Below are 23,842 nucleotides of genomic sequence, written 5' to 3' on the forward strand. Positions count from 1 at the left end.
CCTAGTCTTTGGGGGCCAGCGCCCTGGCGGCGATGGCGGGCAGGAAACTGTGGGCTTCCGGGATGTGGGCGGCACTGACCCGGCGGCGGAACACCCAGTAGGTCCAGGCCTGGTAAGCGAGCACCAGCGGCAGTCCCACGCACGCCACGATGGTCATGAGCCCCAGGGTGTAGTCGGAGGATGAGGCATTGGAGATGGTCAGGTTGAAGTCCGGGTTGAGGGTGGAGGGAAGCACCACCGGGAAGGCTGCGCCGAAGATCGACGCGCTGCCCAGGAGCAGGAACACCCCGAGCGACAGGAACGCCTTCCCTTCGAGTCCGTTCCGGCCGAACCGCCAGGCGAACACCGCGGCCACAACTGCCGCGGCAACCGCGGCGATGGTCCAGGCTTCGCCGCTGAGCAGCTGCACGCTGATGGCCCAGCCGGCGATGGGGAGCAGGAGGACCGGCAGGAGCCGGACGAACCAGTTCCGGGCGCGGTGCCGGACATCGCCGTCGGTCTTCAGGGCGAGGAACGCCAGCGCGTGCAGCAGGGAGAAGCACACAACGGCGAGCCCGCCCAGGACGGCGGAGCCGCTGAACCAGGCGAACGGTCCGCCCTCACGGTCGCCGTTGGCGTTGAGCGGAAGCCCGGTGGTGGTCAGTGCCAGCGCCGCGCCGACGCCGAAGGCAGCCACGAGGGATCCGGCCGCGATGGCCCAGTCCCACACCGCGCGCCAGCGGTCCGTGTCCACCTTGCCGCGGTATTCGAAGGCCACGGCGCGGAAGATGAGTGCCACGAGGACCAGCAGCAGCGGAAGGTACAGGGCGGAGAACAGGGAGGCGTACCAGAGCGGGAAGGCGGCAAACGTCGCTCCGCCGGCGGTCAGCAGCCAGACCTCATTGCCGTCCCAGACCGGGCCGATCGTGTTGAGCAGGACACGGCGTTCGGTGTTGTTGCGGGCGAAGAGCTTCATCAGCATGCCGACGCCGAGGTCGAACCCTTCGAGAAAGAGGTATCCCGTCCACAACACCGCGATGGCGATGAACCAGATGGTGGGCAGCAGTTCCATGGTCGAATTTCCTCTGCGCTTAGTAGGCGAATGCCAGGACGTCGTCGGAGCCGCCGGGCTTGCCGGGGCCACCGGGGCCGGGTGTGGCGTCCTCGTTTTCACCGGCCGGTGCGTGGGCGAGTTCGGGCATTGCGGAAACCACGCCGCCGCGGATGTACTTCACCAGCAGCTTCACTTCCACCACCAGCAGCGCGGCGTACACGGCGGTCAGCACCACCAGGGAGGTGAGCAGTTCTCCTGCGGAAACGCCGGGTGAGACCGCAGCGGCGGTGAACATAAACACTTGGTCGATCCCGCTGGGGTCCGGGTTGGGTGCCACCACGAACGGCTGGCGGCCCATCTCGGTGAAGATCCAGCCGGCGGCGTTGGCGCCGAACGGCGCCATGATGCCGACGACGGCGAGCCGCATCAGTCCGCGGGAGGCCGGCACGGTGCCCTTGCGGGTGGCCCAGAGTGCCACGAGGGCGGCTAGGGCGGCGAGGCCGCCGAAGCCGATCATCATCCGGAAGCCCCAGTAGGTCACCTCCATGACGGGAACGTACTCGATTTCCTGCCCCGCACGGTCACCGTAGATGGGGTTGTCCGGGAGGTGCGTTCCGTAGTCGGCCTTGTACTGGTCCAGCAGGCTGTTGACGCCCTTGACCTCCGTGGTGAAGTCGCCCTTGGCCAGGAAGGACAGGATTCCGGGTACTTCGATGACCGCCACGATCTCGTCGCAGTTCTGTGACCCGACGTTGCCGACGCTGAGGACGGAGAAGCCCGTGCCGTCGTGGCAGGCAGCCTCGGCCGCGGCCATCTTCATGGGCTGCTGTTCGAACATGAGCTTGCCCTGCAGGTCGCCGGTGAGCGCGGTTCCGGCGAAGGAAATCATGGCCACGACGGCGCCGATCCGGAGCGAGGTGATCCAGACCTTGTAGTCGGCCTTGTCGCGGCCCGGGATGTCGGCTTCGCCGGGGATGACCTTGCCGTCGGGGCCCACGGTGTCGATGCCGTCATGGCGGCGGCGCCACAGGTGGTACCAGGCGATGCCCAGCAGGAAGCCTCCGGCAACGGCCAGCGCGCCGAAGAGGGTGTGCGGGACTGCAACGAGGGCGGTGTTGTTGGTGAAGACGGCCCAGGCATCGGTCATGACCGGGCGCCCGTTGATCATTTCCACACCGACGGGATGCTGCATCCAGCTGTTCGCCACGATGATGAAGTACGCGGAGAACACCGAGCCGATCACGGCAATCCAGAGGCAGGCCAGGTGGACGCCCCTCTTGAGTTGCTTCCAGCCGAAGATCCAGAGTCCCAGGAAGGTGGACTCCACGAAGAAGGCGAGGAGTGCTTCAAGCGCCAGCGGCGCCCCGAAAACGTCGCCCACGAAGCGGCTGTACTCGCTCCAGGCCATCCCGAACTGGAACTCCTGCACGATGCCGGTGGCGACGCCCATGATGAAGTTGATGAGGAACAGCTTCCCCCAGAACTTGGTCATGCGGAGGTATTCCGGTTTGCCGGTGCGGTACCAGACTGTCTGGATGACTGCCACCACGAGGCCCAGCCCGATGGTCAGCGGGACCATCATGAAGTGGTACACGGTGGTGATTCCGAATTGCCAGCGTGCGATTTCCAAAGCGTCCAAGGCAGTCCCTACTTTTGGCTAGGCTTTCATCAGTCCAAGTCTTCTACGCTGCGTAGAAGACTAACTTCTACAGAGTGTAGAACACTTTCGGCGAGCACTGTAACCAACAGTTCCACCGGCCGGACCCACTGGCAAGGGCGCGACGCGCCGATTGTTCTACCTCATGTAGAAAGAAACTGCAAAAAGAGGTAAATTTAGAACCTAAGTATTCAACTGCGCTCCGCGAAGGCCGCCCCGGCTTCGCGGATCGGAACTTTAAGAAGGATGTACGGAATGGCAAGTCTTGGTGAACTGGAACGGGCAGTGATGGATTTGCTCTGGGCAGGCCAGGAAGCGGCCACCGCCAACACCCTGCGGGACCTGCTGGCGCAGAGCACCCAGGCCCAGGGCGGCACGGCCGGCCACGAGGGCAAGGATCTGGCCGTAACCACCGTCCTGACCGTGCTTTCACGCCTGGAGAAGAAGGGGCTTGTGGAGCGCGAACGCGGCACCCGTCCGCACCGCTACCAGGCTGTTTCCAGCAGGGCGGACCACACGGCCGAACTCATGCACGAGGTCCTCGGCTCGGCGCCGGACCGCGAAGCCGTACTTGCACGCTTTATTGGCTCCGTCACCGAAAGTGAAGCCGAAACACTGCGCAAACTGCTTGGCCACAACTAACAGCGCATGTTCTGGACCTCATATTTGCTGGCGGTCCTGGCGATAGTCCTGGCATGGCCGGTGCCTATCCTTCTTTCACGCGCGCAATGGCCGGCCCGGTCACCGTTCACGGCCATGCTGCTCTGGCAGGCAATCGCCCTTGCCGGCGGCCTGTCCATGATCGGCGCCATGCTGGTCTACGGCCTCGAGCCGATCGGCGACAACCTCCTGGCCGGCCTGCGCGGGCTGGCCGGCATGGTCCTATTTAATGCCCCCACCACCGCGCTGGGTTTCTGGCATCTCTTCGCGTTGTCCGCGGCGGCGCTCCTCACGGCACACCTCGTCTTTACGCTGCTGCTGACCTACTACCGGATCGAGCGGCAGCGCCGGCGCCACCGCGAACTCCTTGCCCTCCTGGCGTCACCGTCCACGGACGGTCCGGGAACCGTGGTGATCAACCACGATTCGCCTGTTGCCTACTGCCTTCCGGGGGGCGCGCGGTCCGTCACGGTACTGAGCGACGGCCTGATGGCTGCGCTGGAGCCGGCAGAACTCCGCGCCGTGCTCATCCACGAGAACGCCCACCTGAGCCAGCGCCACCACCTCCTGTTGTGGGCATTCGCGGCCTGGCGCCAGGCCCTCCCCTGGCTGCCCACCACCCGCCTTGCCCAGGAATCCGTGAGCACCCTGATCGAAATGCTTGCTGACGACGTCGCCCTGAAGACCGAAAGCAAGGCAACACTTATCAAGGCCATCGCCATCGTTGCCAGCGGTCCCGCCGGCGTCCCCGGCGGCCGCGTGGCGTTTAACGGCGGCGACCTGCCGTCCGGCGAAGCCGGCGCGGCCGGCATCGGCACGGCCGGCATCAGCGCGGCCGGAATGGTCGACGCCGGTCTCCAGGGTTCGCCGGGCAGCGCGAGTTCGGCAGGCACCACCATGTCCCGGGTCCGCCGGCTGCTGTCCCCCCAGGAGCCGCTGCCGGCCCCGTTGAGGGCTTTGGTCCTTGCGGGCTGCCTGCTGCTGCTGGCGGTGCCCACCGCTTTGCTGATAGTCCCGGGGCTGCTCGGCTAACAGGCCAGGCGGCCGGGTGTTCCCCGGCCGCCGGCCTCAGGCGTCGATCCGCTCCCGGTCCAGGCTCGCAGCACCGGCGATGATGAAGTCCTTGCGCGGCGCGACGTCGGAGCCCATCAGCAGGTCGAAGGTCTCTTCAGCCTGCTTGGCGTTTTCGATCCCCACTTTGCGCAGGGTCCGGTGGCGCGGGTCCATGGTGGTTTCCGCCAGCTGTTCCGCGTCCATTTCACCGAGGCCCTTGTAACGCTGGATGGGCTCCTTGTAGCGCTTGCCCTCCTTGGCCAGCCGCGCCAGCAGCACGTGGAGTTCAGCCTCGGAGTAGGTGTAGATCATCTCGTTGGCTTTCTGCCCGGCGTTGATCACCTCCACGCGGTGCAGCGGCGGCACTGCGGCGAACACCCGGCCCTCATCGATCATGGGCCGCATGTAGCGGAAGAAGAGCGTGAGCAGGAGTGTCCGGATGTGGGCGCCGTCCACGTCGGCGTCCGTCATCAGGATCACCTTGCCGTAACGTGCCGCCGTGATGTCGAAGCTGCGCCCGGACCCGGCGCCCACCACCTGGATGAGCGCGGCGCACTCGGCGTTGGACAGCATGTCCCCCACCGAGGCCTTCTGAACGTTGAGGATCTTGCCGCGGATGGGCAGGAGCGCCTGGAAGTCCGAGGAGCGGGCCAGTTTGGCAGTACCCAGCGCGGAGTCTCCCTCCACGATGAACAGTTCCGAGCGGGCCACGTCATCCGTGCGGCAGTCCGCCAGTTTGGTGGGCATCGAGGATGTCTCCAGCGCGTTCTTGCGGCGCTGCGTCTCCTTGTGGACACGCGCGGAAATCCTGGACTTCATCTCGCTGACGATTTTTTCCAGGAGCAGCGCGGACTGCGCCTTGTCATTGCGGTTGGCGGAGGTCAGTTTGGCATTGATCTCCTTCTCCACCACGCGGGCGACGATGGCCCGGACCGCGGACGTGCCGAGGATTTCCTTGGTCTGGCCCTCGAACTGCGGCTCGGCCAGGCGCACCGTCAGCACCGCGGTCAGTCCCGCGAAGATGTCGTCCTTTTCGATCTTGTCGTTGCCGGCCTTGAGCTTGCGGGCATTTGTTTCCACGGCCTTACGGAACGTCTTCACCAGGGCCTGCTCGAAGCCGGACTGGTGCGTGCCGCCCTTGGGGGTGGAAATGATGTTCACAAAGCTGCGCACGGTGCTGTCGTAACCGATCCCCCACCGGAGCGCCACGTCCACTTCACAGTCGCGTTCCACTTCGGCCAGCTGGCTGTGGCCCCGCTCGTCCAGGACAGGGACTGTTTCCTTGAACTTGCCCGAGCCGTGCAGCCGCCAGGTGTCCGTGACCGCAGGATCGGCAGCAAGGAAATCGACAAACTCGGAGATGCCGCCGTCGTGGTGGAAGACTTCCTCGTGGCCGGCGAGCTCGCCGGGAGTGCCCGGAAGCCTGCGCTGGTCCCGGACGGTCAGCTTCAGGCCCGGGATCAGGAAGGACGTCTGACGGGCCCGGGCGGCCAGTTCCTCGTAGGAGAACTTGGCGTCCGGGGTGAAGATCTGGCGGTCCGCCCAGTAGCGGATCCGGGTGCCGGTGACGCCGCGCTTGGCCTTGCCCACCACGTCAAGGACCGAGTCGTTGACGAACGGTTCGAACGTCGCCGCCGGATCGGGTTTGGTCCCCGGGTCCTTGAACCGCCCCGGTTCGCCCCGGCGGAAGGACATCTTGTACGTCTTGCCGCCGCGGTCCACCTCCACGTCCAGCCGGGAGGACAGCGCGTTGACCACCGAGGCACCGACGCCGTGGAGGCCGCCTGACGCCGTATAGGATCCGCCGCCGAACTTGCCGCCTGCGTGCAGTTTGGTAAAGACGACCTCGACGCCGGTCAGTCCGGTCTTGGGCTCAACGTCGATGGGGATGCCGCGGCCGTCATCATGAATCTCCACCGAGTTGTCGGCGTGGAGGATGATCTGGATGTCATGGCCGAAGCCGGCCAGTGCCTCGTCGACGGAGTTGTCGATGATTTCCCACAGGCAGTGCATCAGGCCGCGGGAGTCGGTGGAACCGATGTACATGCCCGGGCGCTTGCGGACGGCCTCGAGGCCTTCCAGTACAGACAGGTGCCGGGCAGTGTAATCAGAACTTGGTGCCACGGGTTGTGAACTCCTTCAGTGACGGAACAGCTAAGGCTTTTGACGCTCTTCCTAGGTTAGTCGGCCCGCGCCGGGACCCCTGCCAGCCACTCCAACATCGGCGTCATCCTGCAGTACCCGTTACGGAATGGTGATACGCGCACAGCGAAAGTGATCCATCCTTGTCATGGTTTTGCTACGAATGCTGGTTATATAGATGTACAGATCTACTAAGGAGGCCGAAATGACAACAGCAGTTGCGGACCGCACGCTCAACGCACTGGACCGGTGCGATCGTTGCGGAGCACAGGCGTACGTCCGGGTTGTTCTCGAGTCCTCCGGCGGGGAGCTGCTCTTCTGCGGCCACCACGCGCGGGCAGTCGAAGCGACGCTTAAGCCGCTGAGCTCCGACTGGCACGACGAGACGGGCCGGCTTCACGAGAAGCCGCCGGTATCGGTGGACTAGGCAACTCTCTGACAGCAACAGGGCTCCTCCGTTCGGAGGGGCCCTGTTCGTTTTGCCCTGGACCCAGACAAATCCACACATACGTGAGGCCCCGCCGTACGGCGGGGCCTCACGTATGTGTTTCTGCTGTTTAGTCCAGGTAGTCGCGCAGGACCTGGGACCGGGACGGGTGCCGCAGCTTGGACATCGTCTTCGATTCGATCTGGCGGATCCGCTCACGCGTGACGCCGTAGACCTTGCCGATTTCGTCTAAAGTCTTCGGCTGTCCGTCGGTGAGGCCGAACCGCATCGCCACAACGCCGGCTTCGCGCTCCGACAGGGTGTCCAGCACGGAGTGCAGCTGCTCCTGCAGCAACGTGAAGCTGACTGCGTCGGCGGGAACCACGGCTTCCGAGTCCTCGATGAGGTCACCGAACTCCGAGTCGCCGTCCTCACCCAGGGGCGTGTGCAGCGAGATGGGCTCGCGGCCGTACTTCTGGACTTCGACAACCTTCTCCGGTGTCATGTCCAGTTCGAGGGCCAGCTCCTCGGGCGTAGGTTCGCGCCCAAGGTCCTGCAGCATCTGCCGCTGGACACGGGCCAGCTTGTTGATGACTTCCACCATGTGCACCGGGATGCGGATGGTGCGGGCCTGGTCGGCCATGGCACGCGTGATGGCCTGGCGGATCCACCAGGTGGCGTACGTGGAGAACTTGAAGCCCTTGGTGTAGTCGAACTTTTCGACCGCACGGATCAGGCCCAGGTTGCCCTCCTGGATGAGGTCCAGGAACAGCATGCCGCGGCCGGTGTAGCGCTTGGCGAGCGAAACAACGAGGCGGAGGTTGGCCTCCAGCAGGTGGTTCTTGGCGCGCTTGCCGTCGTGGATGACGAACTCGAGCTCGCGCTTGAGTTTCGGATCCATGGAACCGTCGTCCGCCGCGATCTTCTCTTCGGCGAACAGGCCCGCCTCGATGCGGAGGGCAAGGTCCACTTCCTGCTCGGCGTTCAGCAGGGCAACCTTGCCGATCTGCTTCAGGTAGTCCTTGACGGGGTCGGCCGTGGCGCCGGCCGACATGACCTGCTGGACCGGAGCATCGTCGTCATCGGCGTCGGAGTAGACAAAGCCTGTGCCGGTGGCGGCGGCACCGGTCTTGCTGGCGGCCTCTTCCTCGCTCAGCTCTGACGGATCCGGACTGACGTCGTCCAGATCTTCGTCCAGCTCGACGTCCTCTGCATCGTCGTCGGACTTTCCGGCAGCCTCGGCGGCAGCCTTGGCGCCGGGCTTGGGTCCGCGCTTCTTGGGCTCGGGCTTTGCCGGGGCGCCGCCTTCGGCGGCCGCAGCCTTATTGGCTGCGCGCGTGGCGGCACGCTTGGCGCTCGTCGCCGCCTTCTTCTCCTCAGGGGACAATTCGGCCTGGTCGGCGGGTTCCTTCTTGGCGGAAGACGGGGTCACAGAAAACCTTTCTAGCGGCGGTCTGTGGAATCACCATACGGGCAACACCACTATGACCCTGTCAAGTCCGTGATTCACATCAGGTGCGATCGCGGCCAGCAGAGCCATTAAGTAGAACTGCCGGAGCGGCCGTAATGTTCCCGTTTCCGGGCATCACTACATGCACTTGATTCACGGACCCAACCGGGTCTCGGCATCCATTGTCTCATGATTTTCCGAATCGGCCCCTCAGTGCCGCCGCCGGGGCCGAATGTTTCGGCGGACCGGCCTCTCTCCCCGCCCGGCGCATCAGTATGCGGTGCCGCCTTAGGCCGCATCCGTTTCAAACTTCTGCCAGGCCGCGTCACGGCGCCCGGCCCATCCGCACAGCGTCCCGCGGCCGACCAGTTCGGACAGCAGTTCCGCGAGCCGGTATCCGGGGTGCTCCGCGACGGCCCGGTCCAGCAGGGCATGGGAGAACGACCCCCTGCCGCGGCACCACTCAATCCAGGCCCGTCCCGTGAGCGATGCAGCGCCGCCTTCTCCCCCGCCGGCCGTGCCGAGCTGCTGCAGCACGCGCTCCAGTGCCCTCATCCGGTCCCAGCGGGGCGATGGCGGTGCCAGCCCCAGAAGCACCTCCCCGTACCCGGGAATCGGGAATGCCCCCTCGTCCGGCATGTCTTCCGCCGGTCCGGGTGCCGACCAAGCGCCAGGAGGAGGTGACACCACCCGCAGGCCTGCGTCCGGCGCGAAGATCCCGAAGTCCTCCGCGCCCTGTTCCGCGGCCGGCCGTCCCGCCGCGCTCATCACCAGCACGGCGTCCCGCCAATGGGGTATGCGCAGGGAAGCCCGGAGATACCCGGACAGCTCGGCCGGCAGGTGCCCCTGCCCTCCGTCGGCCAGCACGCACCCCCACACGTCCAGTATCTTGGCGAACTGGGCGCAACTCCCCCGGAGCGGAGCAAATTCAGTGGACCACTTTTGTTCCGATTCCAGCACGCACGCATCAGCGTCCGCGGCCGCGGGCAAGGCGCCCGCGGACGAGGGGTCCTCGCCCACGCTGCTCCCGCGGAACACCATCTCGGCGTTGAGCCGGCTGTCCCGGATCTCATCCACCGAGCGGCCGGGAAACGGGCAGCAGGCGGGATCGAAGCAGTACGCGTTCCGCCAGAAGGACCCGCCGACGTACCAGGCGTCGCGGACCGGGAGCCCGGATGATTCCAGCTCGACCTCCAGAGCCGCCAGCAGCCTCGCCAGTGTCCCCTCCATCGGCGCCCCGGCGGGGACACCACCGGGCCATCCGCCCGACCCGTCCATCCATCCTTCCTCGCTGAAGAGCACCAGGAGGGCGCCGTCGGCGTCGTGGTCCGCGTCAAGGTAGTCCCTGACGGTACGGGCAAACCGAAGCAGTCCCGGATCCGAATCAAGGTCGGGGAGGTCGACGCGGAGGGTGGCACCCAGCCGCTTTCCCTGCATGGTCATGGCCACCAGGCTGTTGGCCGGCCAGTAGCCGAGGGAATGTGGAATGAAGCCCAGGATGTCCTCGGGGCCGGTGATGGTCAGTCGTTCTGGAGGTGTCATGTATCCAGACTGGAACGGCCGGCGTCCCGCGTTAATAGCTTTTCAGCGCTATGTGGAAACAGCCCTACTCGGCGCGGCGGCGTTCCAGGTTGCGGCGGCGCTGCTGCGCGAGGGCTTTGAGCAGCGGCGGCACCACGACGCCCTGGGCCGCCATCTGCCGCCGCACCTTGCGCCGGGTATAGATAATCGCCGCGGAACCGATTCCGATCAGCACGAACTGGACACTGAGTGCGATCCGGAACGGGTCGAGGCCGTAGAGCTCGCCCTGCGAGAACCCGGTGGCGTGGAGCACGTCCAGCACGACGCCTACGAGGTAAATGGCCACGAGCGCCGCAATGAAGCCGCCGACGTTGACGATTCCGGTGGCGGTTCCGATCCGGTGGGCAGGATTGAAGGTTCTTGCGAAGTCGAAGCCGATCATGGATCCCGGCCCTCCGATGGCCAGCACCACCACCAGCCCGGCGAGCATCCACAGCGGAGAACGGCCGGGCATGAGCAGCACGGCGGCCCAGGCCGCAGCCGTAGTGCCTGCGATGAGGAGCACCATGGTGGAGCGGCGGAGCGGGTGCCGGGAGACGAACCTGCCGATCAGCGGACCCGCTGCGATGGCAGCGGCGACGTAGATGGCCATCAGGCCGGACACGGTCCCGGCGCTAAGGCCCTGGGCGGAGATCAGGAACGGGTAGCCCCAGGTCATGGCGAACACCGTGCCGCTGAACTGGATGGTGAAGTGGCTCCAAAGCCCCAGCCGGGTGCCGGGCTGGCGCCAGGCGCGGGAGAGTGAAATGCCGGTGGCCTTGAGGCCCTGGCCTGTGTCCGGCCGGGGGTGCCCGGGCGGCTGGTCCTTCAGCACCGCCAGGACCAGGACGACGGCGAGCGCTGACATGGCTGCCAGCGTCAGGAATGCGGGGGTCCAGCCGGCCGAATGGAGGATCATCGCGAACGGGACCACACTGAAGAGCTGGCCGAGCTGGCCCGACATTCCTGTCAGCTGCGTGATGAGCGGCACCCTGGCCGGGGCGAACCACAGCGGGATCAACCGGATCACCGAAATGAACGTCATGGCGTCCCCGGCGCCCACCAGTACCCGTCCCAGCACGCCGCCCGGGATGTTGTCCGCGAAGGCCAGCTGAAGCTGGCCGAGTCCCATGAGGACGGCTCCCCCGGCGATCATGGTCCGTGACCCCAGCCGGTCGACGAGGACGCCGACCGGGATCTGCAGGCCGGCGTAGACCAGGAGTTGCAGCACGGTAAAGAAGGAGATCTCCGCTGCGGTGGCATGGAACCGCTCGGTTGCCTCCAGGCCCACGACGCCAAAGGATGTGCGTTGGCTGACCGCAACCAGATACGCGAAAATTCCGACGGTCCAGATGAGCCAGGCGCGCGGTGCAGTCACGTCTCCATTATGCCCGCTGGCTGGATAAGTCCTATTTATTGACGGGGGCCTTCCCTGGTTTATTGACGGGGCTCTTCCCGGGCGAGATACGCCTCCACGGCAGCGCCGAGCGCGTCGGCGTTCGGCAGTTCGTCGTTTTCATCAGCCAGCAGTGAGCGGCGGACGGTGCCCTCAGCCTTCTCGTCATAGCGCGTCTCCAGGCGCGACACCACCTGCTGCACTTCTTCGGAGGCTTCCAGCTGCTCGGCGATCTGGCGCCCGACTTCGCGGCCGGCCTCCCGCAGGCGGTCAGTGGGAAGCATCAACGAGGTGGCCGCGCCAAGGTACTCAAGCCCGGCCACGGCCGCGTTGGGGTACTCGGCGTCCGCAAGGTAATGCGGCACGTGGATGACGTAGCCGGCAATATTGCGGCCGGCCTCGGTGAGGCGCAACTCCAGGATGTGGCCCACCGCGGCGGGAACTTCCACTGTGGGCTTCCAGACGGAGATGCCCTCGATGAGTTCGGGTCGGTTGCCGTGGACCGTGACTCCCACCGGCCGGGTATGTGGAACGGGCATCGGGATGGAATGGATCCAGGTCACCAGGTTCACGTCGAGATGTTCCACGATCCGGACAACGGCCCGGGCGAACCGCTCCCACTGGAGATCGGGCTCGAAGCCGGCAAGGAACAGGAAGGGTTTGCCCAGTCCGTCCACCAGCCGGTACAGGGCGAGGCTGGGGGCCTGGTAGTCCTGGAGGTGATCCTCCACGAAGGTGACGTGCGGGCGGCGCGAGCGGTAGTCGATGAGCTGGTCGGCGTCGAAAACAGCCACCACCTCAGAGTCGAGGATGTCCAGCAATTCAGCAGTGATCTGCTTGACCACGTGGCCCGCGTCCGCGAATCCCGTGAAGCCCATCACCAGGTTGAGCCCGCGGAGGGCCGGGTCGTCGAACAGCTCGGCATTGCTCACAAAGAGAGCGTCGGGGTCCAGCAGGGAGCCGGAAATCCGTTCAAGCACGGCGTGTTCCTTTCGAGGTGGCGGCGGAGGCGGGGGTCGGCAGCGCTTTGGGTGGGGTGGTCCGCACAGGTCCGCCGGATATTTTCTACAACGCACCGGCCGCCCGATGCATTCCGGGTCCGGCGCGCGCAGCGGCAATGTGCTGCAGGTCTCATCAAATTCAACGCGACCGGGACGGAGAGACTACGATCGGAACTGGCCCTACGGACGGCCTGGCAGACACCGGGTTGCGTCTCAAGCCGACGACGGCCTGTTCCATGGCGGGGCGCCCAACATGCGCATCCTGCCGAAAATCACAGAGAATTGAGGACTGATCCTCGTGGTCAAGAATACTGAAATCAAACTTAGCGTCATTGCGCGTGACGTTAAGAAGTCGCCCACGGACGCACTGGTCATTGGAGTGGCGCAGGGTCCCGACGGACCTGTACTGCTGGACAACCCGCTGACGGCCAAGTCCGCCGAGGCCATCGCGGAGTCCCTGAAGGTTCTTGGCCTCACCGGCGCGGCCGACCAGGTCCACAGGCTGCCCGGGCTTCCGGAAGCCGGCGCCGCCGTCCTGGTCCTGGCAGGGGTCGGCAAACCCGGCGCCGGAGGAAAGCTCGCCGAAGAGGCGCTGCGCCGCGCCGCCGGGTCCGCTGTCCGGCAGCTTGCCGGACTCACCACCGTGACGCTGGCGCTCCCGACGGCGTCCCTCGCCGACGTCGCCGCCGTCGCCGAAGGCGCGGCCATGGGTTCGTACTCATTCACGGAATACCGTTCAGCTGCCAACGGCCGCAAGGACCCAGTGAAGAACGTCGTCATCTTCACGGACTTCGCCGCCGACAAGGACCTGCAGCCCCTGCTGGACCGTTCCGCCCTCATCGGGAAAGCAGTCAACGCGACCCGTTCGCTGGTGAACCAGCCCCCCAGCCACCTGTTCCCCGCGTCCTTTGCCGACGCCGCCAAGGAACTCTCCAAGGGCCTGCCGGTCAAGGTCACTGTGTGGGACGAAAAGCGCCTCGAAAAGGAGGGTTTCGGCGGGATCATGGGTGTCGGCAAGGGATCCACCCGGCAGCCCAGGCTGGTCAAGGTGGAATATGCCCCGTCCAAGGCCGCGGCCAAGATCGCGCTTGTGGGCAAGGGCATCACCTTCGACACCGGCGGAATTTCCATCAAGCCCGCCCTCGGCATGGGTGACATGAAGAGCGATATGGCCGGCGCCGCCGTCGTACTTAACACCGTGCTGGCAATCGCGGGCCTGGGCCTTCCCGTTAAGGTGACCGCATGGCTGTGCATTGCTGAAAACATGCCCTCCGGCGCGGCGCAGCGCCCGGCGGACGTCCTCACCATGTTCGGCGGGAAGACCGTCGAGGTCCTTAATACGGATGCCGAAGGCCGGCTGGTCATGGCCGACGGCATCGTGGCCGCCAGCCAGGAATACCCGGACGCCATCATCGACGTCGCCACCCTCACCGGTGCGCAGCTGATCGCGCTGGGCAACCGGACCGCGGGCGTCATGGGCTCGGACAGCGTCACGGGACCGCTCAAGGCCGCGGCGGACCGCGCCGGCGAGCTGGTGTGGCCGATGCCGTTGCCGGAAGAGCTCCGCGCCAGCATCGATTCCGAGGTGGCGGACCTGGCCAACATCGGTGAGCGCCACGGCGGCATGATGACCGCTGCCGTGTTCCTGCGTGAATTCGTCGGCAAGGGCAAGGACGGCGAGCAGATCCCGTGGGCCCACATCGATATCGCCGGCCCGTCCTTTAACAACGGCAGCCCGTACGGCTACACCCCCAAGCAGGGCACCGGCTGCACCGTGCGCACCCTGGTGGCCTACGTCGAGGACGTCCTGGCGGCCTCCGCGTAACGGGTTTCGCCTCACCGCCCTCCGCGGGGCCGGTGAGGTCGTTCGCGGCTTTGTGGCGGGCCATGATCCGTCCGCCACAAAGCCGCGTGACACTCGACACAAGCGCTCCACAAACGCCGTGACAAGGTGGAGCATGGATAAGTGGTTCGCTAAGGTGAACTGCGGTAGTCACAAATGCAAGAGAACCGGCCTGCTGGCATAATCACGGCAGAGCAAGTTCCAAGACCAGATGATGCGTACTCTCGTGTCATCGTTCACGCGAGGGAGCGTCTAAGTGGCCGATCAGGCAACTGCGCAAGAATTCGACATCCTGGTACTCGGCGGTGGCAGCGGCGGATACGCCACGGCACTCCGTGCAGTTCAGCTGGGCCTCACTGTAGGCCTCGTGGAGAAGGGGAAACTCGGGGGCACCTGCCTGCACAACGGCTGCATCCCCACGAAGGCCCTCCTGCACTCGGCCGAGCTCGCCGACCACGCCCGCGATTCCGCAAAGTACGGCGTCAACGTCACGCTGGACAGCATCGACATGAGCGCAGTCAACGCTTACAAAGACGGCATCATCGCCGGCAAGTTCAAGGGCCTGCAGGGCCTGATCAAGTCCAAGGGCATCACCGTCATCGAAGGTGAAGGCAAACTGCAGGGCACCGACACCGTCGTCGTGAACGGCACTGCCTACAAGGGCAAGAACATCGTGCTCGCCACGGGTTCCTACTCCCGCACCCTGCCGGGCCTGGAAATCGGCGGCAAGGTCATCACTTCCGACGAAGCCCTCACCATGGATTACATCCCCAAGAGCGCGATCATCCTGGGCGGCGGCGTGATCGGCGTCGAGTTCGCTTCGGTCTGGAAGTCGTTCGGCGTGGACGTCACCATCGTTGAAGGCCTGCCGTCGCTGGTTCCGAACGAGGATGCCGCGATCGTCAAGAACTTCGAACGTGCATTCAAGAAGCGCGGCATCAAGTTCTCCACCGGCGTGTTCTTCCAGGGCGTTGAGCAGAACAACGACGGCGTCAAGGTCACCCTCGTTGACGGCAAGACCTTCGAAGCCGACCTGCTCCTGGTAGCAGTCGGCCGCGGACCGGTCACCGCCAACCTGGGCTACGAAGAAGCCGGCATCACCATCGACCGCGGTTTCGTCATCACCAACGAACGCCTGCACACCGGCGTCGGCAACGTCTACGCCGTGGGCGACATCGTCCCGGGCGTCCAGCTGGCCCACCGCGGCTACCAGCAGGGCATTTTCGTTGCAGAGGAAATCGCAGGCCTGAAGCCGGTCATCGTCGAGGATGTCAACATCCCGAAGGTCACCTACTCCGAGCCTGAAATCGCCACCGTGGGCTACACCGAAAAGGCTGCCAAGGAAAAGTTCGGCGACGACCAGGTCGAAACCCAGGAATACAACCTCGCCGGCAACGGCAAGAGCTCCATCCTCGGCACCGGCGGCATCGTCAAGCTGGTCCGCCAGAAGGACGGCCCCGTGGTGGGCGTCCACATGATCGGTTCCCGCATGGGCGAGCAGATCGGTGAAGCACAGCTGATCGTGAACTGGGAAGCCTACCCGGAGGACGTGGCACAGCTCCTGCACGCCCACCCGACCCAGAACGAGGCCCTGGGCGAGGCCCACCTTGCCCTCGCGGGCAAAGCCCTCCACGGCTAGTACTTCCGCTTTACCACAGGGCTTAGTGCACCCGGCATGATCCGCAGGGTGCACTAAGCTCGAACACGGCAGCAATCATCCGCACTAAAGATCAATAAGGAGAACGGGGACGACATGTCTGAATCCGTTAACTTGCCCGCCCTCGGTGAGAGTGTCACCGAAGGAACCGTCACCCGCTGGCTCAAGCAGGTAGGTGACCGGGTAGAGGTGGACGAGCCGCTGCTCGAGGTTTCCACCGACAAAGTAGACACCGAAATCCCCTCTCCGATTGCTGGCGTGATTGAGGAAATCCTCGTCGCCGAAGATGAGACCGCCGAAGTCGGCGCTCCGCTCGTCCGCATTGGTGACGGCTCGGGTTCCGCCGGCGCATCCGAAGCAGCTGCCCCCGCCGAGGCCGCCCCGGCCGAGCAGGCCCCCGCAGCCGAAGAAGCACCCGCCGAAGAAGCATCCTCCACCGAGGCGCCTGCCCCGGCTGAGGCCCCCGCTGCCGAAGCAGCCCCCGCAGCCTCCGGCGAAAGCCACGAAGTAACCCTTCCGGCGCTCGGCGAATCCGTCACCGAAGGCACCGTCACCCGCTGGCTCAAGGCCGTGGGCGACTCCGTCGAGGTTGACGAGCCGCTCCTGGAGGTATCCACCGACAAGGTGGACACCGAAATCCCGTCGCCGGTTGCCGGCACCCTGCAGGAGATCCGGGTCAACGAGGACGAGACCGCCGAGGTAGGCTCCGTCCTTGCCGTCATCGGCTCCGGCGCAGCCGCTCCGGCTGCCGCACCGGCAGCTCCTGCTCCCAAGCAGGAAGCACCCGCCGCGGCTCCCGCAGCAGCACCCGCGGCCCCGGCCGCAGCGCCTGCCAAGGAAGAAGCACCGGCAGCGCCCAAGCAGGAAGCCCCGGCCCCGGCTGCTGCTCCTGCCGCGGAAGCTGCAGCGCCAGCCGAGTCCGGCTACGTCACTCCCCTGGTGCGCAAGCTCGCCAACCAGCAGGGCGTGGACATCGCTTCGCTGACCGGCACCGGTGTTGGCGGACGCATCCGCAAGCAGGATGTGCTCGCTGCCGCCGAGGCCAAGGCAGCTCCCGCCGCCGCAGCCCCGGCCCCGTCCGCAGCGGCTGCACCGGCTTCAGGTGCAGAGTCCTCCCTGCGCGGCACCGTGCAGAAGGCACCCCGCATCCGCCAGGTCATCGCCCGGCGCATGCGTGAGTCGCTGGACGTCTCCACGCAGCTGACGCAGGTCCACGAAGTGGACATGACCAAGATCGCCAAGCTGCGCCTCAAGGCCAAGAACTCCTTCCAGGCCCAGAACGGCGTGAAGCTGACCTTCCTGCCGTTCATCGCCAAGGCCGTCGCCGAAGCGCTGAAGCAGCACCCGAAGGTGAACGCGGCCTACGACGAAGACAAGCAGGAGATCACCTACCACAACGCCGAGCACCTGGCGATTGCCGTTGACACGGACAAGGGCCTCCTGGTTCCCGTCATCTCCGACGCCGGCAGCCTGAACCTTGCCGGCCTGGCCGGCAAGATCGCGGACGTCGCCGGCCGCACCCGCGACGGCAAGATCGGCCCGGACGAGCTGTCCGGCGGAACGTTCAGCATCACCAACATCGGTTCTGTTGGCGCACTGTTCGACACCCCGATCATCAACCAGCCGCAGGTGGGCATCCTCGGCACCGGTGCGATCGTCAAGCGCCCCGTGGTGGTCACCGACGAAAACGGCGACGACTCGATCGCCATCCGCTCCATGATGTACCTCTCCCTGACGTACGACCACCGCCTGGTGGACGGCGCCGACGCAGGACGCTTCCTGCAGACCCTCAAGGCCCGCCTTGAGGCCGGCGCCTTCGAGGCGGACCTGGGGCTGTAACCAGCAACAAACAACGACGGCGGTGCAGGCACCGGTGGGCAACCACCGGAAGGCCCGCACCGCCGTCGTTTTTGGTTACCGAATCGTCTCCAAAGCTTCCGCGGGGCTTACTACGTAGCGTAGAACCGTCTGGCTAGACTGGGCCCATGGACATCGTTTACAACATCATGGTCTTCCTGCACATCGTCGGCGCAGCCATGATTGTCGGCATCTGGATCGGCAACATGAAAAAGCCCACCGTGCATCCGCGGCAATTCGACGGCGCAGCCCTGCAGATCATCACGGGCATCGTGATGATGGGGCTCATCCCGGCACTGGACATGGAGGCGAACTACTTCAAGCTCGGCATCAAGTTCGCCATCGCGCTGGCGGTCGGGGTCCTCGCCTTCATGGGCCGCCGCAAATACAAGAAGGACGAGCCGATCAGCAAGGGACTGGCCCACGGCGTGGGCGGCCTGGCGCTGCTGAACGTTGCCATCGCCACCCTCTGGCAGTAACGCAACTCCGGCAGTAACTCACTGCGCCAACGACGACGGCGACCCTCCCTGGCCGGGAGGGTCGCCGTCGTCGTTGTGGCTGGCCAGCGGTAGTCCGGTGGCAGGTTGAGTCGGCCAGTCAGTCGCTGGCGATGCAGAATTCGTTTCCTTCGGGGTCATGCATCACGTCCCAGTGGAAGTCGCCGATGTCATGCCCTTCGACAAACACGGCTCCCAGCGATTCAGCGTGGGCCCGCAGGCTCTCCGGGTCCGGTCCGTGGACGTCAAGGTGCAGCCGCCGCCGGCCCTGGGTGGCGTCAGGGACCTCCTGGAAGGCAAGCTGCGGGGCTCCGGGGGCGGCCGGCTTGAGCCAGACGAACTGGTCAAAGCGGGCGGAGACCGTGGTTCCCAGCAGCGCAGCCCAAAATGCCGCAAGCTCTTCCGCGTTCACGGCATTGACCATGATGGCCGCGATCCTGGCCTGCGGTGCCACCACGGCAGGATCCCTTCGGCGTTGAGTTTCCATTGCGCCAGTGTAGACGGTCATAATCCTCTGACAGCGGACAGCCCGTGCGCCGCGGCTCCTGAATCCATAGGATTGATGCGGAAGGTCTGGGCGGAAGCCCGGACCGGATCGAATCTAAGCTGAGGAGTGGATATGGCAGCAATACGCACCGCGCACACCGTATGGAACGGCGACCTGTTCGAGGGGTCCGGCAACACCACGCTGGACAGCTCCGGGCTGGGTACTTACGCCGTCACGTGGAAGGCCCGCGCAGAACAGTCGGAAGGCAAGACCAGCCCCGAAGAGCTGATCGCCGCCGCGCACTCGTCCTGCTTCTCCATGGCGTTCAGCCTGGCGCTGAGCCAGGCCGGCTTCACCGTTGAAGAGATCAACACCAAGGCCGATGTCACTTTCGTTCCGGGCACGGGCATCACCGGTAGCCACCTGACGGTGAACGCCACCATCCCGGGCATTTCGGAAGAAGAGTTCCAGAAGATCGCCGGGGAAGCCAAGGTGGGCTGCCCTGTCTCCGGTGCCCTGGCCAGCATCGACATCACCATGGACGCGACGCTCGCCGCTTCCTAGGCTGCAGGGGTGCGGCCGCTCCTGGGGATGCCGCACCGCCGCACGGCAAAGGCCCCGCCCCTTCCTGGTTGTCACCAGGAAGCGGCGGGGCCTTCGTCGTCCCCGGCAACTGGCCGGTTCAGTCCTTGGCGGTGCGGGCAGGCAGGGGCGCCGGAAGGAGCCGCCGGTAGCCTTCACGGAGCGGGGGGCGGTCCGTGGGAAGTTCCTGGATCATTTCCTTGAGGGCGCCGATGCCGTACTCGAGCTGGGGATCCCTGCCGGCAGCATAGGCGTGCGGCGGGAACGTCACCTCAATGTCCGGCGTCACACCGTAGTTCTCGACGCCCCAGCCCACGCCGCCGCTGAACCAGGTGGCGTACCGCGGCTGCGTCACGCCGGTTCCGTCCGCCAGCGAGAAACGGTTGTCGATGCCCACCACACCGCCCCAGGTCCGGGTGCCGATGACCGGTCCGATCCCGCGCAGCTTGGACACCTGGGTGATGATGTCCCCGTCCGAGCCGGCAAATTCGTCCGTCAGGATGACCACCGGTCCACGCGGCGCGTGATGGGGGTACGTCCGGGGCCTTTCACCGCGCGGCATGCTCCATCCGGTCACCTTGCGGCCGATGAGTTCCGCAACGAGCTGGGACGTGTGCCCGCCCCGGTTGCGCCGGACATCCACGATCAGCCCGTCCAGGGCGGTCTCGGTGTCGAGGTCGCGGTGGAGCTGCGCCCAGCCGTTCGCGAGCATGTCCGGGATGTGGAGGTAACCGTACGTTCCGCCGGACGCTTCACGCACTGTCCGCCGATTGCCGGCCACCCATTCCTGGTACCGCAGACGCTCCTCGTCCTTGACCGGCACCACGGCGATGCGGCGCTGCTTGCCTGCCGCCTCACCGTGGGCCGCGCCGTTGCGCAGGGTCAGTTCCACGGCCTTTCCGGCGGCGCCCACGAGCTGCATGGCGGGCGTCAGCGTTTCGGACAGTTCCACGCCGTCGATTGCGAGCAGGACATCCCCCGCCTTGGCGTCTGCGCCCGGCCTGGTCAGCGGTGACGTGGCGAGCGGGTCAGATGACTCCCCCGCCAGGATGCGGGTGATTTCCCAGCCTGTTCCGGTGAAGGCCAGATCCGCGCCCAGGCGGCCCTGCCCGTTGCTGCCGTTTTCGGTGACTGCTGCCGGACGAACGTACGCGTGCGACGTGCCCAGTTCCCCATGGAGTTCCCACAGCAGGTCCACCAGGTCATCGTGCGAGCCCAGCCGGTCCACCAGGGGACGGTAGCGGCGGTGTACCGATTCCCAGTCCTGGCCTGCCATGTCTTCGGTCCAGAAGAAGTCACGCTGGAGCCGCCAGGCCTCGTCGAACGCCTGGCCCCAGACGCTCAGCGGATTCAGGAGCACGCGGATGCGGCTGACGTCCACCTTCACCAGTTGCCCCGAATCCTCGTCGCCCTTGGCATCGGCGGGCGCCACCCGGATCTGCTTGTCGTGCAGGAAAACCACTTTCCGGCCGTCGCCGGACACCCGGTAGCTGTCCAGGGCGTCCACAAGGGTGGCCGTCTTGCGCCTGGTCATGTCAAACCGCACCAGGCTGGGGGCGGTGTCCTTGTCGTCGGTGCTGGCCCGGCCGTCGCCGGTGACGCCGGCAAGGGCGTTGTCCAGCCAGAGCAAAGCGCCCGGCGTCGCCTCGAGCGCCGAGTAGTTGCCCTGCGGAACGGGCACTCCGATGACGCGATGCGCCAGGCCCTCTGCGTCCACGCGGACGGCAGGCGCCGCAGAACCGGCGCCGTCTTCGGCGCCTTCCGCGGAGGCGCCGTCCGGTCCGTCCGAGAGGTCCACCGAGGGACCAAACGGCGACGGCGTGTCGGCAGCAAGCGCCACAAGGTAGGGCTTGATGGGGCTGGGGAAGGACAAATCAAAGGAGTGTCCGTCGTATACGGGGTCGAAACTCCGGTTCGAGAGGAACGCCAGGAATTTGCCGTCGGGCGTGAACGAGGGCGAGGCGTCCCGGAAGCGTCCGTCCGTGACATCAATGATCCGGAACTCCGGATCGTCCACGTTAACAATGCGGAGCCGGCTGCGTGAACCAAAGGACGTGACCGGTTCGGACCAGCCGAGCCACGCGGAGTCCGGGGACCAGCACAGGCCGTCGATGGTGCCCTCGCCGATGCTGGTGATGAGCTTGATGGTGCCGCTCCGGGTGTCGGCCAGATAGACATCGCCGAAGGACGTTCCCACGGCAAGGGAGCGGCCGTCGGGGCTGGCCTCCATGGCGCTTGCCCGGGTGGACTTGGGGAAATCGATCTTCTGCAAAGGCCCGGCACCGGCGCCCCCGGCCGGGACGACCGCGTCTTCCGGCGCCCCGCCAGCCACGTCACTGCCGCCGTCAACGGCGGGTGATGCCACGCCGGGGGTGTTCATCCCGGCGGCCGGGACGGGCTTCGGAAGGGACGTTCCGGTGTCCTGCCCGGCGGGCCGCTGGGGCCGGGCGGCAGCCGCTGCCTGCGCACCGGCCACCTGCGGAGCAATCTCCTTGATGTACAGGGCTTCCGCGCCGTCGTGGTCGGCCACATAGGCAATGCGGCCCTCGCTCAGGGGCCGCGGCAGCCGGCCACGGACACCGGGCGCTGCTTCAACGACCCGCGACGGCCCGTCCTTGTGCCGGAGCCAGTGGATGGTGCCATGCGCTTCGACGGCGCTTGAGGAACCGGTGTGGTCCGGAATCACGCCGCCAAGGTGCCTGGCGGTTTTCAGGAGTGCAGGCCTCCGCCCCTGCGAGGCTGACCCGAGCGATATGTTGAGTTTTACTGCGTCGGAGTCCAGGTCAGGGACCAGCCAGAGCTCGCCGGCGGATTCGAACACCACGCGCTTGCCGTCCGTGGCCGCGTGGCGCACATAGAAGTCTTCGTGGTCCGTGTGGCGGCGCAGCCCGGTGCCGTTCGGCAGCACTGAATACAGGTTCCCGTAGCCTTCGTGGTCCGAGAGGAAAGCCACCCGCCCGTCAACCCACATGGGATCCGCAAGGTTGCCGTCCAGTTCGGGAACAAGGCGTTCGAACTCGCCGTTGCCGTCGGCGTCGATCCACAGCTTGCCGGCGGTGCCGCCGCGGTACCGCTTCCACCAGGCCGGCTCTCGGGAGAGGACGCTGGCTACGACCACGGGGCGTTCGTCGCCGATCTCCGGGCCGAAGGCCACGGACTCGACCGGCCCGAACGCAAGTTCCTCAGACCAGCCTCCCTCCAGCGGAACACTGTAGGCGTGCGTGTGACGGCTTTCCGCCTGCCGGAAGGCGCTCGTAACCAGGACATCACCGGCCGCGGTGAAGCCCTTGACCCGGGTGGACGCATGGCCGAAGTAGGTCAGCTGGCGGTAGCCTCCGCCGTCGACCTCCGCAGTGACAACCTCGGGCGCTGTTCCCTGCACAACCGTCCACACGAGGCGCTTGCCATCGGGTGTGAAGCGCGGGTTGCGGGCCGGCAGCTGAAGGGAGGAAACCCGCCAGGCGCGGCCTCCGTCCAGGGGCGCAATCCAGACGTCGTCTTCGGCCACGAAGGTGACCAGATCGCCGTGCAGATGCGGGAAACGAAAGTAGCTCGAAGAGGTCATCGTTAGATCATAGTCAAAGTCCAGTGGGCCGGACGGGAGGTTCCACCGCCGTGCCGGGCATGGTGAGATGGATCATGCGAATCATCATGGCCGGCGCCTCAGGCCTTATCGGAACCGACATGTCCGCCCACCTGCGCGAGGGCGGCCATGAGGTCATCCGCCTGGTGCGCCGGGCACCGGCAACTCCAGGCGAACTGCAGTGGGATCCGGCAGCCGGGCAGCTTGATCCCGCGCACCTTGAGGGCGCGGACGCCGTGATCAACCTGGCAGGGGCCGGGATCGGGGACCGGCCGTGGACCCGGGGACGGATCGACGAGCTGTTCCGGTCGCGGCTGGATCCCACGCACACGCTGGCGGCGGCGATGGCGAAAACAGGGCAGCCGCCCAAGGTCTTCATCAGCCAGTCAGGCTCGAACTACTACGGGGACAGCGGGGCTGCAGTTCTCCGCGAACACGCCCCGAACGGTTCCGGCATCATGGCGCGGATCTGCCGGGAGTGGGAGGCAGCGGCGCATACGGCTCCGGCGGGCGTCCGTGTTGTGACGCCCAGGACGGGGGTGGTCCTCAGCCGGTCGGGAGGCGCGCTGGGACGGCTGCTGCCGTTGCTCCGGCTCGGCCTTGGAGGTCCCCTCGGGAACGGCAGGCAGTGCTGGCCGTGGATCACGCTGCCGGACGTATCCTCGGCTTTCAGTTTCCTGCTCGCAGCCCCCTTGTCAGGTCCGGTCAACCTCTGCGCGCCGGAGACCGCCGACGTCAATGCCCTGGTGGCAAGGCTTGCCGCCGCACTCCACCGGCCGGCCCTCCTCCGGGTGCCGGCGCCGGTGCTGCGGGTGGTCATGGGAAAACTGGCCGATGAGCTCCTCCTCGGGAGCCAGCGCATGGAGCCCGCCCTGCTGGCCGAGGCCGGGTTCGAGTGGCAGCATCCCTCGTTGTCCGAGGCAGCGGCGTGGGCAACCGGCCGGGACTAAGCATTCC

18 protein-coding genes are annotated in these 23,842 nt (G+C 66.2%); 9 read left to right on the top strand and 9 right to left on the bottom strand.

Features of this window, described 5'->3' with window-relative positions:
- Window position 1 precedes the first annotated feature (1 nt).
- Entirely contained in the window at window positions 2-1,051 is a 1,050-nt protein-coding gene (cydB, locus tag AC6JAC_RS13750) for a cytochrome d ubiquinol oxidase subunit II (protein WP_497965060.1), read from the bottom strand.
- Between the two features lie 19 nt (window positions 1,052-1,070).
- Window positions 1,071-2,672 (bottom strand): cytochrome ubiquinol oxidase subunit I, encoded by a 1,602-nt coding sequence (locus tag AC6JAC_RS13755; protein ID WP_497965062.1) that lies wholly within the window; start codon window positions 2,670-2,672, stop codon window positions 1,071-1,073.
- Between the two features lie 273 nt (window positions 2,673-2,945).
- On the opposite strand from AC6JAC_RS13755, the gene AC6JAC_RS13760 reads away from it, so the two are divergent.
- Together AC6JAC_RS13760 and AC6JAC_RS13765 are read left to right on the top strand one after the other, a co-directional pair.
- A complete protein-coding gene (locus tag AC6JAC_RS13760) occupies window positions 2,946-3,332 on the top strand; it encodes a BlaI/MecI/CopY family transcriptional regulator (RefSeq protein WP_028270841.1) in 387 nt (128 codons plus the stop codon).
- A gap of 6 nt (window positions 3,333-3,338) precedes the next feature.
- On the top strand, window positions 3,339-4,382 hold the full coding sequence (locus AC6JAC_RS13765) for a M56 family metallopeptidase (RefSeq protein ID WP_497965065.1): 1,044 nt from the start codon (window positions 3,339-3,341) through the stop codon (window positions 4,380-4,382).
- Window positions 4,383-4,418: 36 nt separating this feature from the next.
- Here AC6JAC_RS13765 and AC6JAC_RS13770 read toward each other — a convergent pair whose 3' ends face one another.
- Window positions 4,419-6,527, bottom strand: a complete 2,109-nt coding sequence (locus AC6JAC_RS13770) for a DNA gyrase/topoisomerase IV subunit B (RefSeq protein WP_028270843.1) — start codon at window positions 6,525-6,527, stop codon at window positions 4,419-4,421.
- 223 nt (window positions 6,528-6,750) lie between these two features.
- Between AC6JAC_RS13770 and AC6JAC_RS13775 the strand changes: the two genes are divergently transcribed.
- On the top strand, window positions 6,751-6,972 hold the full coding sequence (locus AC6JAC_RS13775) for a DUF7455 domain-containing protein (RefSeq protein WP_028270844.1): 222 nt from the start codon (window positions 6,751-6,753) through the stop codon (window positions 6,970-6,972).
- A 130-nt stretch (window positions 6,973-7,102) separates the two neighbouring features.
- Here AC6JAC_RS13775 and AC6JAC_RS13780 read toward each other — a convergent pair whose 3' ends face one another.
- The 4 genes from AC6JAC_RS13780 to AC6JAC_RS13795 form a co-directional block, all read right to left on the bottom strand.
- The gene (locus tag AC6JAC_RS13780; protein ID WP_028270845.1) at window positions 7,103-8,404 is read right to left on the bottom strand and encodes an RNA polymerase sigma factor; all 1,302 of its coding nucleotides are present in this window, start codon (window positions 8,402-8,404) and stop codon (window positions 7,103-7,105) included.
- 306 nt (window positions 8,405-8,710) lie between these two features.
- Window positions 8,711-9,964 (bottom strand): DUF4192 family protein, encoded by a 1,254-nt coding sequence (locus tag AC6JAC_RS13785; protein ID WP_454698151.1) that lies wholly within the window; start codon window positions 9,962-9,964, stop codon window positions 8,711-8,713.
- 64 nt (window positions 9,965-10,028) lie between these two features.
- Window positions 10,029-11,360, bottom strand: coding sequence for an MFS transporter (locus AC6JAC_RS13790; RefSeq protein WP_028270847.1), 1,332 nt, complete (start codon window positions 11,358-11,360; stop codon window positions 10,029-10,031).
- A 59-nt stretch (window positions 11,361-11,419) separates the two neighbouring features.
- Entirely contained in the window at window positions 11,420-12,358 is a 939-nt protein-coding gene (locus AC6JAC_RS13795) for a proteasome assembly chaperone family protein (RefSeq protein WP_497965069.1), read from the bottom strand.
- A gap of 319 nt (window positions 12,359-12,677) precedes the next feature.
- Between AC6JAC_RS13795 and AC6JAC_RS13800 the strand changes: the two genes are divergently transcribed.
- The 4 genes from AC6JAC_RS13800 to AC6JAC_RS13815 all read left to right on the top strand — a co-directional run bounded on the left by AC6JAC_RS13800 (window position 12,678) and on the right by AC6JAC_RS13815 (window position 18,215).
- Window positions 12,678-14,204: a leucyl aminopeptidase gene (locus tag AC6JAC_RS13800; protein ID WP_497965071.1), complete on the top strand. Its 1,527-nt coding sequence runs from the start codon at window positions 12,678-12,680 to the stop codon at window positions 14,202-14,204.
- 274 nt (window positions 14,205-14,478) lie between these two features.
- Window positions 14,479-15,861, top strand: a complete 1,383-nt coding sequence (lpdA, locus tag AC6JAC_RS13805) for a dihydrolipoyl dehydrogenase (protein ID WP_028270850.1) — start codon at window positions 14,479-14,481, stop codon at window positions 15,859-15,861.
- A gap of 114 nt (window positions 15,862-15,975) precedes the next feature.
- Window positions 15,976-17,718, top strand: coding sequence for a 2-oxoglutarate dehydrogenase, E2 component, dihydrolipoamide succinyltransferase (gene sucB, locus AC6JAC_RS13810; RefSeq protein ID WP_497965073.1), 1,743 nt, complete (start codon window positions 15,976-15,978; stop codon window positions 17,716-17,718).
- 146 nt (window positions 17,719-17,864) lie between these two features.
- Window positions 17,865-18,215 carry a hypothetical protein gene (locus AC6JAC_RS13815; protein ID WP_028270852.1) on the top strand — a complete coding sequence of 117 codons (351 nt, stop codon included), beginning with the start codon at window positions 17,865-17,867 and terminating at the stop codon, window positions 18,213-18,215.
- A 118-nt stretch (window positions 18,216-18,333) separates the two neighbouring features.
- On the opposite strand, the gene AC6JAC_RS13820 is transcribed toward AC6JAC_RS13815, so the two are convergent.
- On the bottom strand, window positions 18,334-18,720 hold the full coding sequence (locus tag AC6JAC_RS13820) for a VOC family protein (RefSeq protein WP_028270853.1): 387 nt from the start codon (window positions 18,718-18,720) through the stop codon (window positions 18,334-18,336).
- A 132-nt stretch (window positions 18,721-18,852) separates the two neighbouring features.
- Here AC6JAC_RS13820 and AC6JAC_RS13825 point away from each other — a divergent pair, with 132 nt between their 5' ends.
- A complete protein-coding gene (locus AC6JAC_RS13825) occupies window positions 18,853-19,284 on the top strand; it encodes an OsmC family protein (protein WP_028270854.1) in 432 nt (143 codons plus the stop codon).
- Window positions 19,285-19,402: 118 nt separating this feature from the next.
- Here the strand turns inward: AC6JAC_RS13825 and AC6JAC_RS13830 are convergent, their stop codons facing one another.
- The gene (locus AC6JAC_RS13830; RefSeq protein ID WP_497965076.1) at window positions 19,403-22,867 is read right to left on the bottom strand and encodes a S41 family peptidase; all 3,465 of its coding nucleotides are present in this window, start codon (window positions 22,865-22,867) and stop codon (window positions 19,403-19,405) included.
- Between the two features lie 74 nt (window positions 22,868-22,941).
- On the opposite strand from AC6JAC_RS13830, the gene AC6JAC_RS13835 reads away from it, so the two are divergent.
- On the top strand, window positions 22,942-23,835 hold the full coding sequence (locus AC6JAC_RS13835; RefSeq protein ID WP_497965078.1) for a TIGR01777 family oxidoreductase: 894 nt from the start codon (window positions 22,942-22,944) through the stop codon (window positions 23,833-23,835).
- Window positions 23,836-23,842: the final 7 nt, after the last annotated feature.

It is taken from the genome of Arthrobacter sp. KUASC02, from assembly GCF_059739395.1.

Coding starts and splice junctions, on each gene's coding strand:
- AC6JAC_RS13815 (WP_028270852.1), top strand. CDS start 17,865: ATGGACATCGTTTACAACATCATGGTCTTCCTGCACATCGTCGGCGCA.
- AC6JAC_RS13775 (WP_028270844.1), top strand. CDS start 6,751: ATGACAACAGCAGTTGCGGACCGCACGCTCAACGCACTGGACCGGTGC.
- cydB (WP_497965060.1), bottom strand. CDS start 1,051: ATGGAACTGCTGCCCACCATCTGGTTCATCGCCATCGCGGTGTTGTGG.
- sucB (WP_497965073.1), top strand. CDS start 15,976: ATGTCTGAATCCGTTAACTTGCCCGCCCTCGGTGAGAGTGTCACCGAA.
- AC6JAC_RS13785 (WP_454698151.1), bottom strand. CDS start 9,964: ATGACACCTCCAGAACGACTGACCATCACCGGCCCCGAGGACATCCTG.
- AC6JAC_RS13760 (WP_028270841.1), top strand. CDS start 2,946: ATGGCAAGTCTTGGTGAACTGGAACGGGCAGTGATGGATTTGCTCTGG.
- AC6JAC_RS13830 (WP_497965076.1), bottom strand. CDS start 22,867: ATGACCTCTTCGAGCTACTTTCGTTTCCCGCATCTGCACGGCGATCTG.
- AC6JAC_RS13765 (WP_497965065.1), top strand. CDS start 3,339: ATGTTCTGGACCTCATATTTGCTGGCGGTCCTGGCGATAGTCCTGGCA.
- AC6JAC_RS13825 (WP_028270854.1), top strand. CDS start 18,853: ATGGCAGCAATACGCACCGCGCACACCGTATGGAACGGCGACCTGTTC.
- AC6JAC_RS13835 (WP_497965078.1), top strand. CDS start 22,942: ATGCGAATCATCATGGCCGGCGCCTCAGGCCTTATCGGAACCGACATG.
- AC6JAC_RS13820 (WP_028270853.1), bottom strand. CDS start 18,720: ATGGAAACTCAACGCCGAAGGGATCCTGCCGTGGTGGCACCGCAGGCC.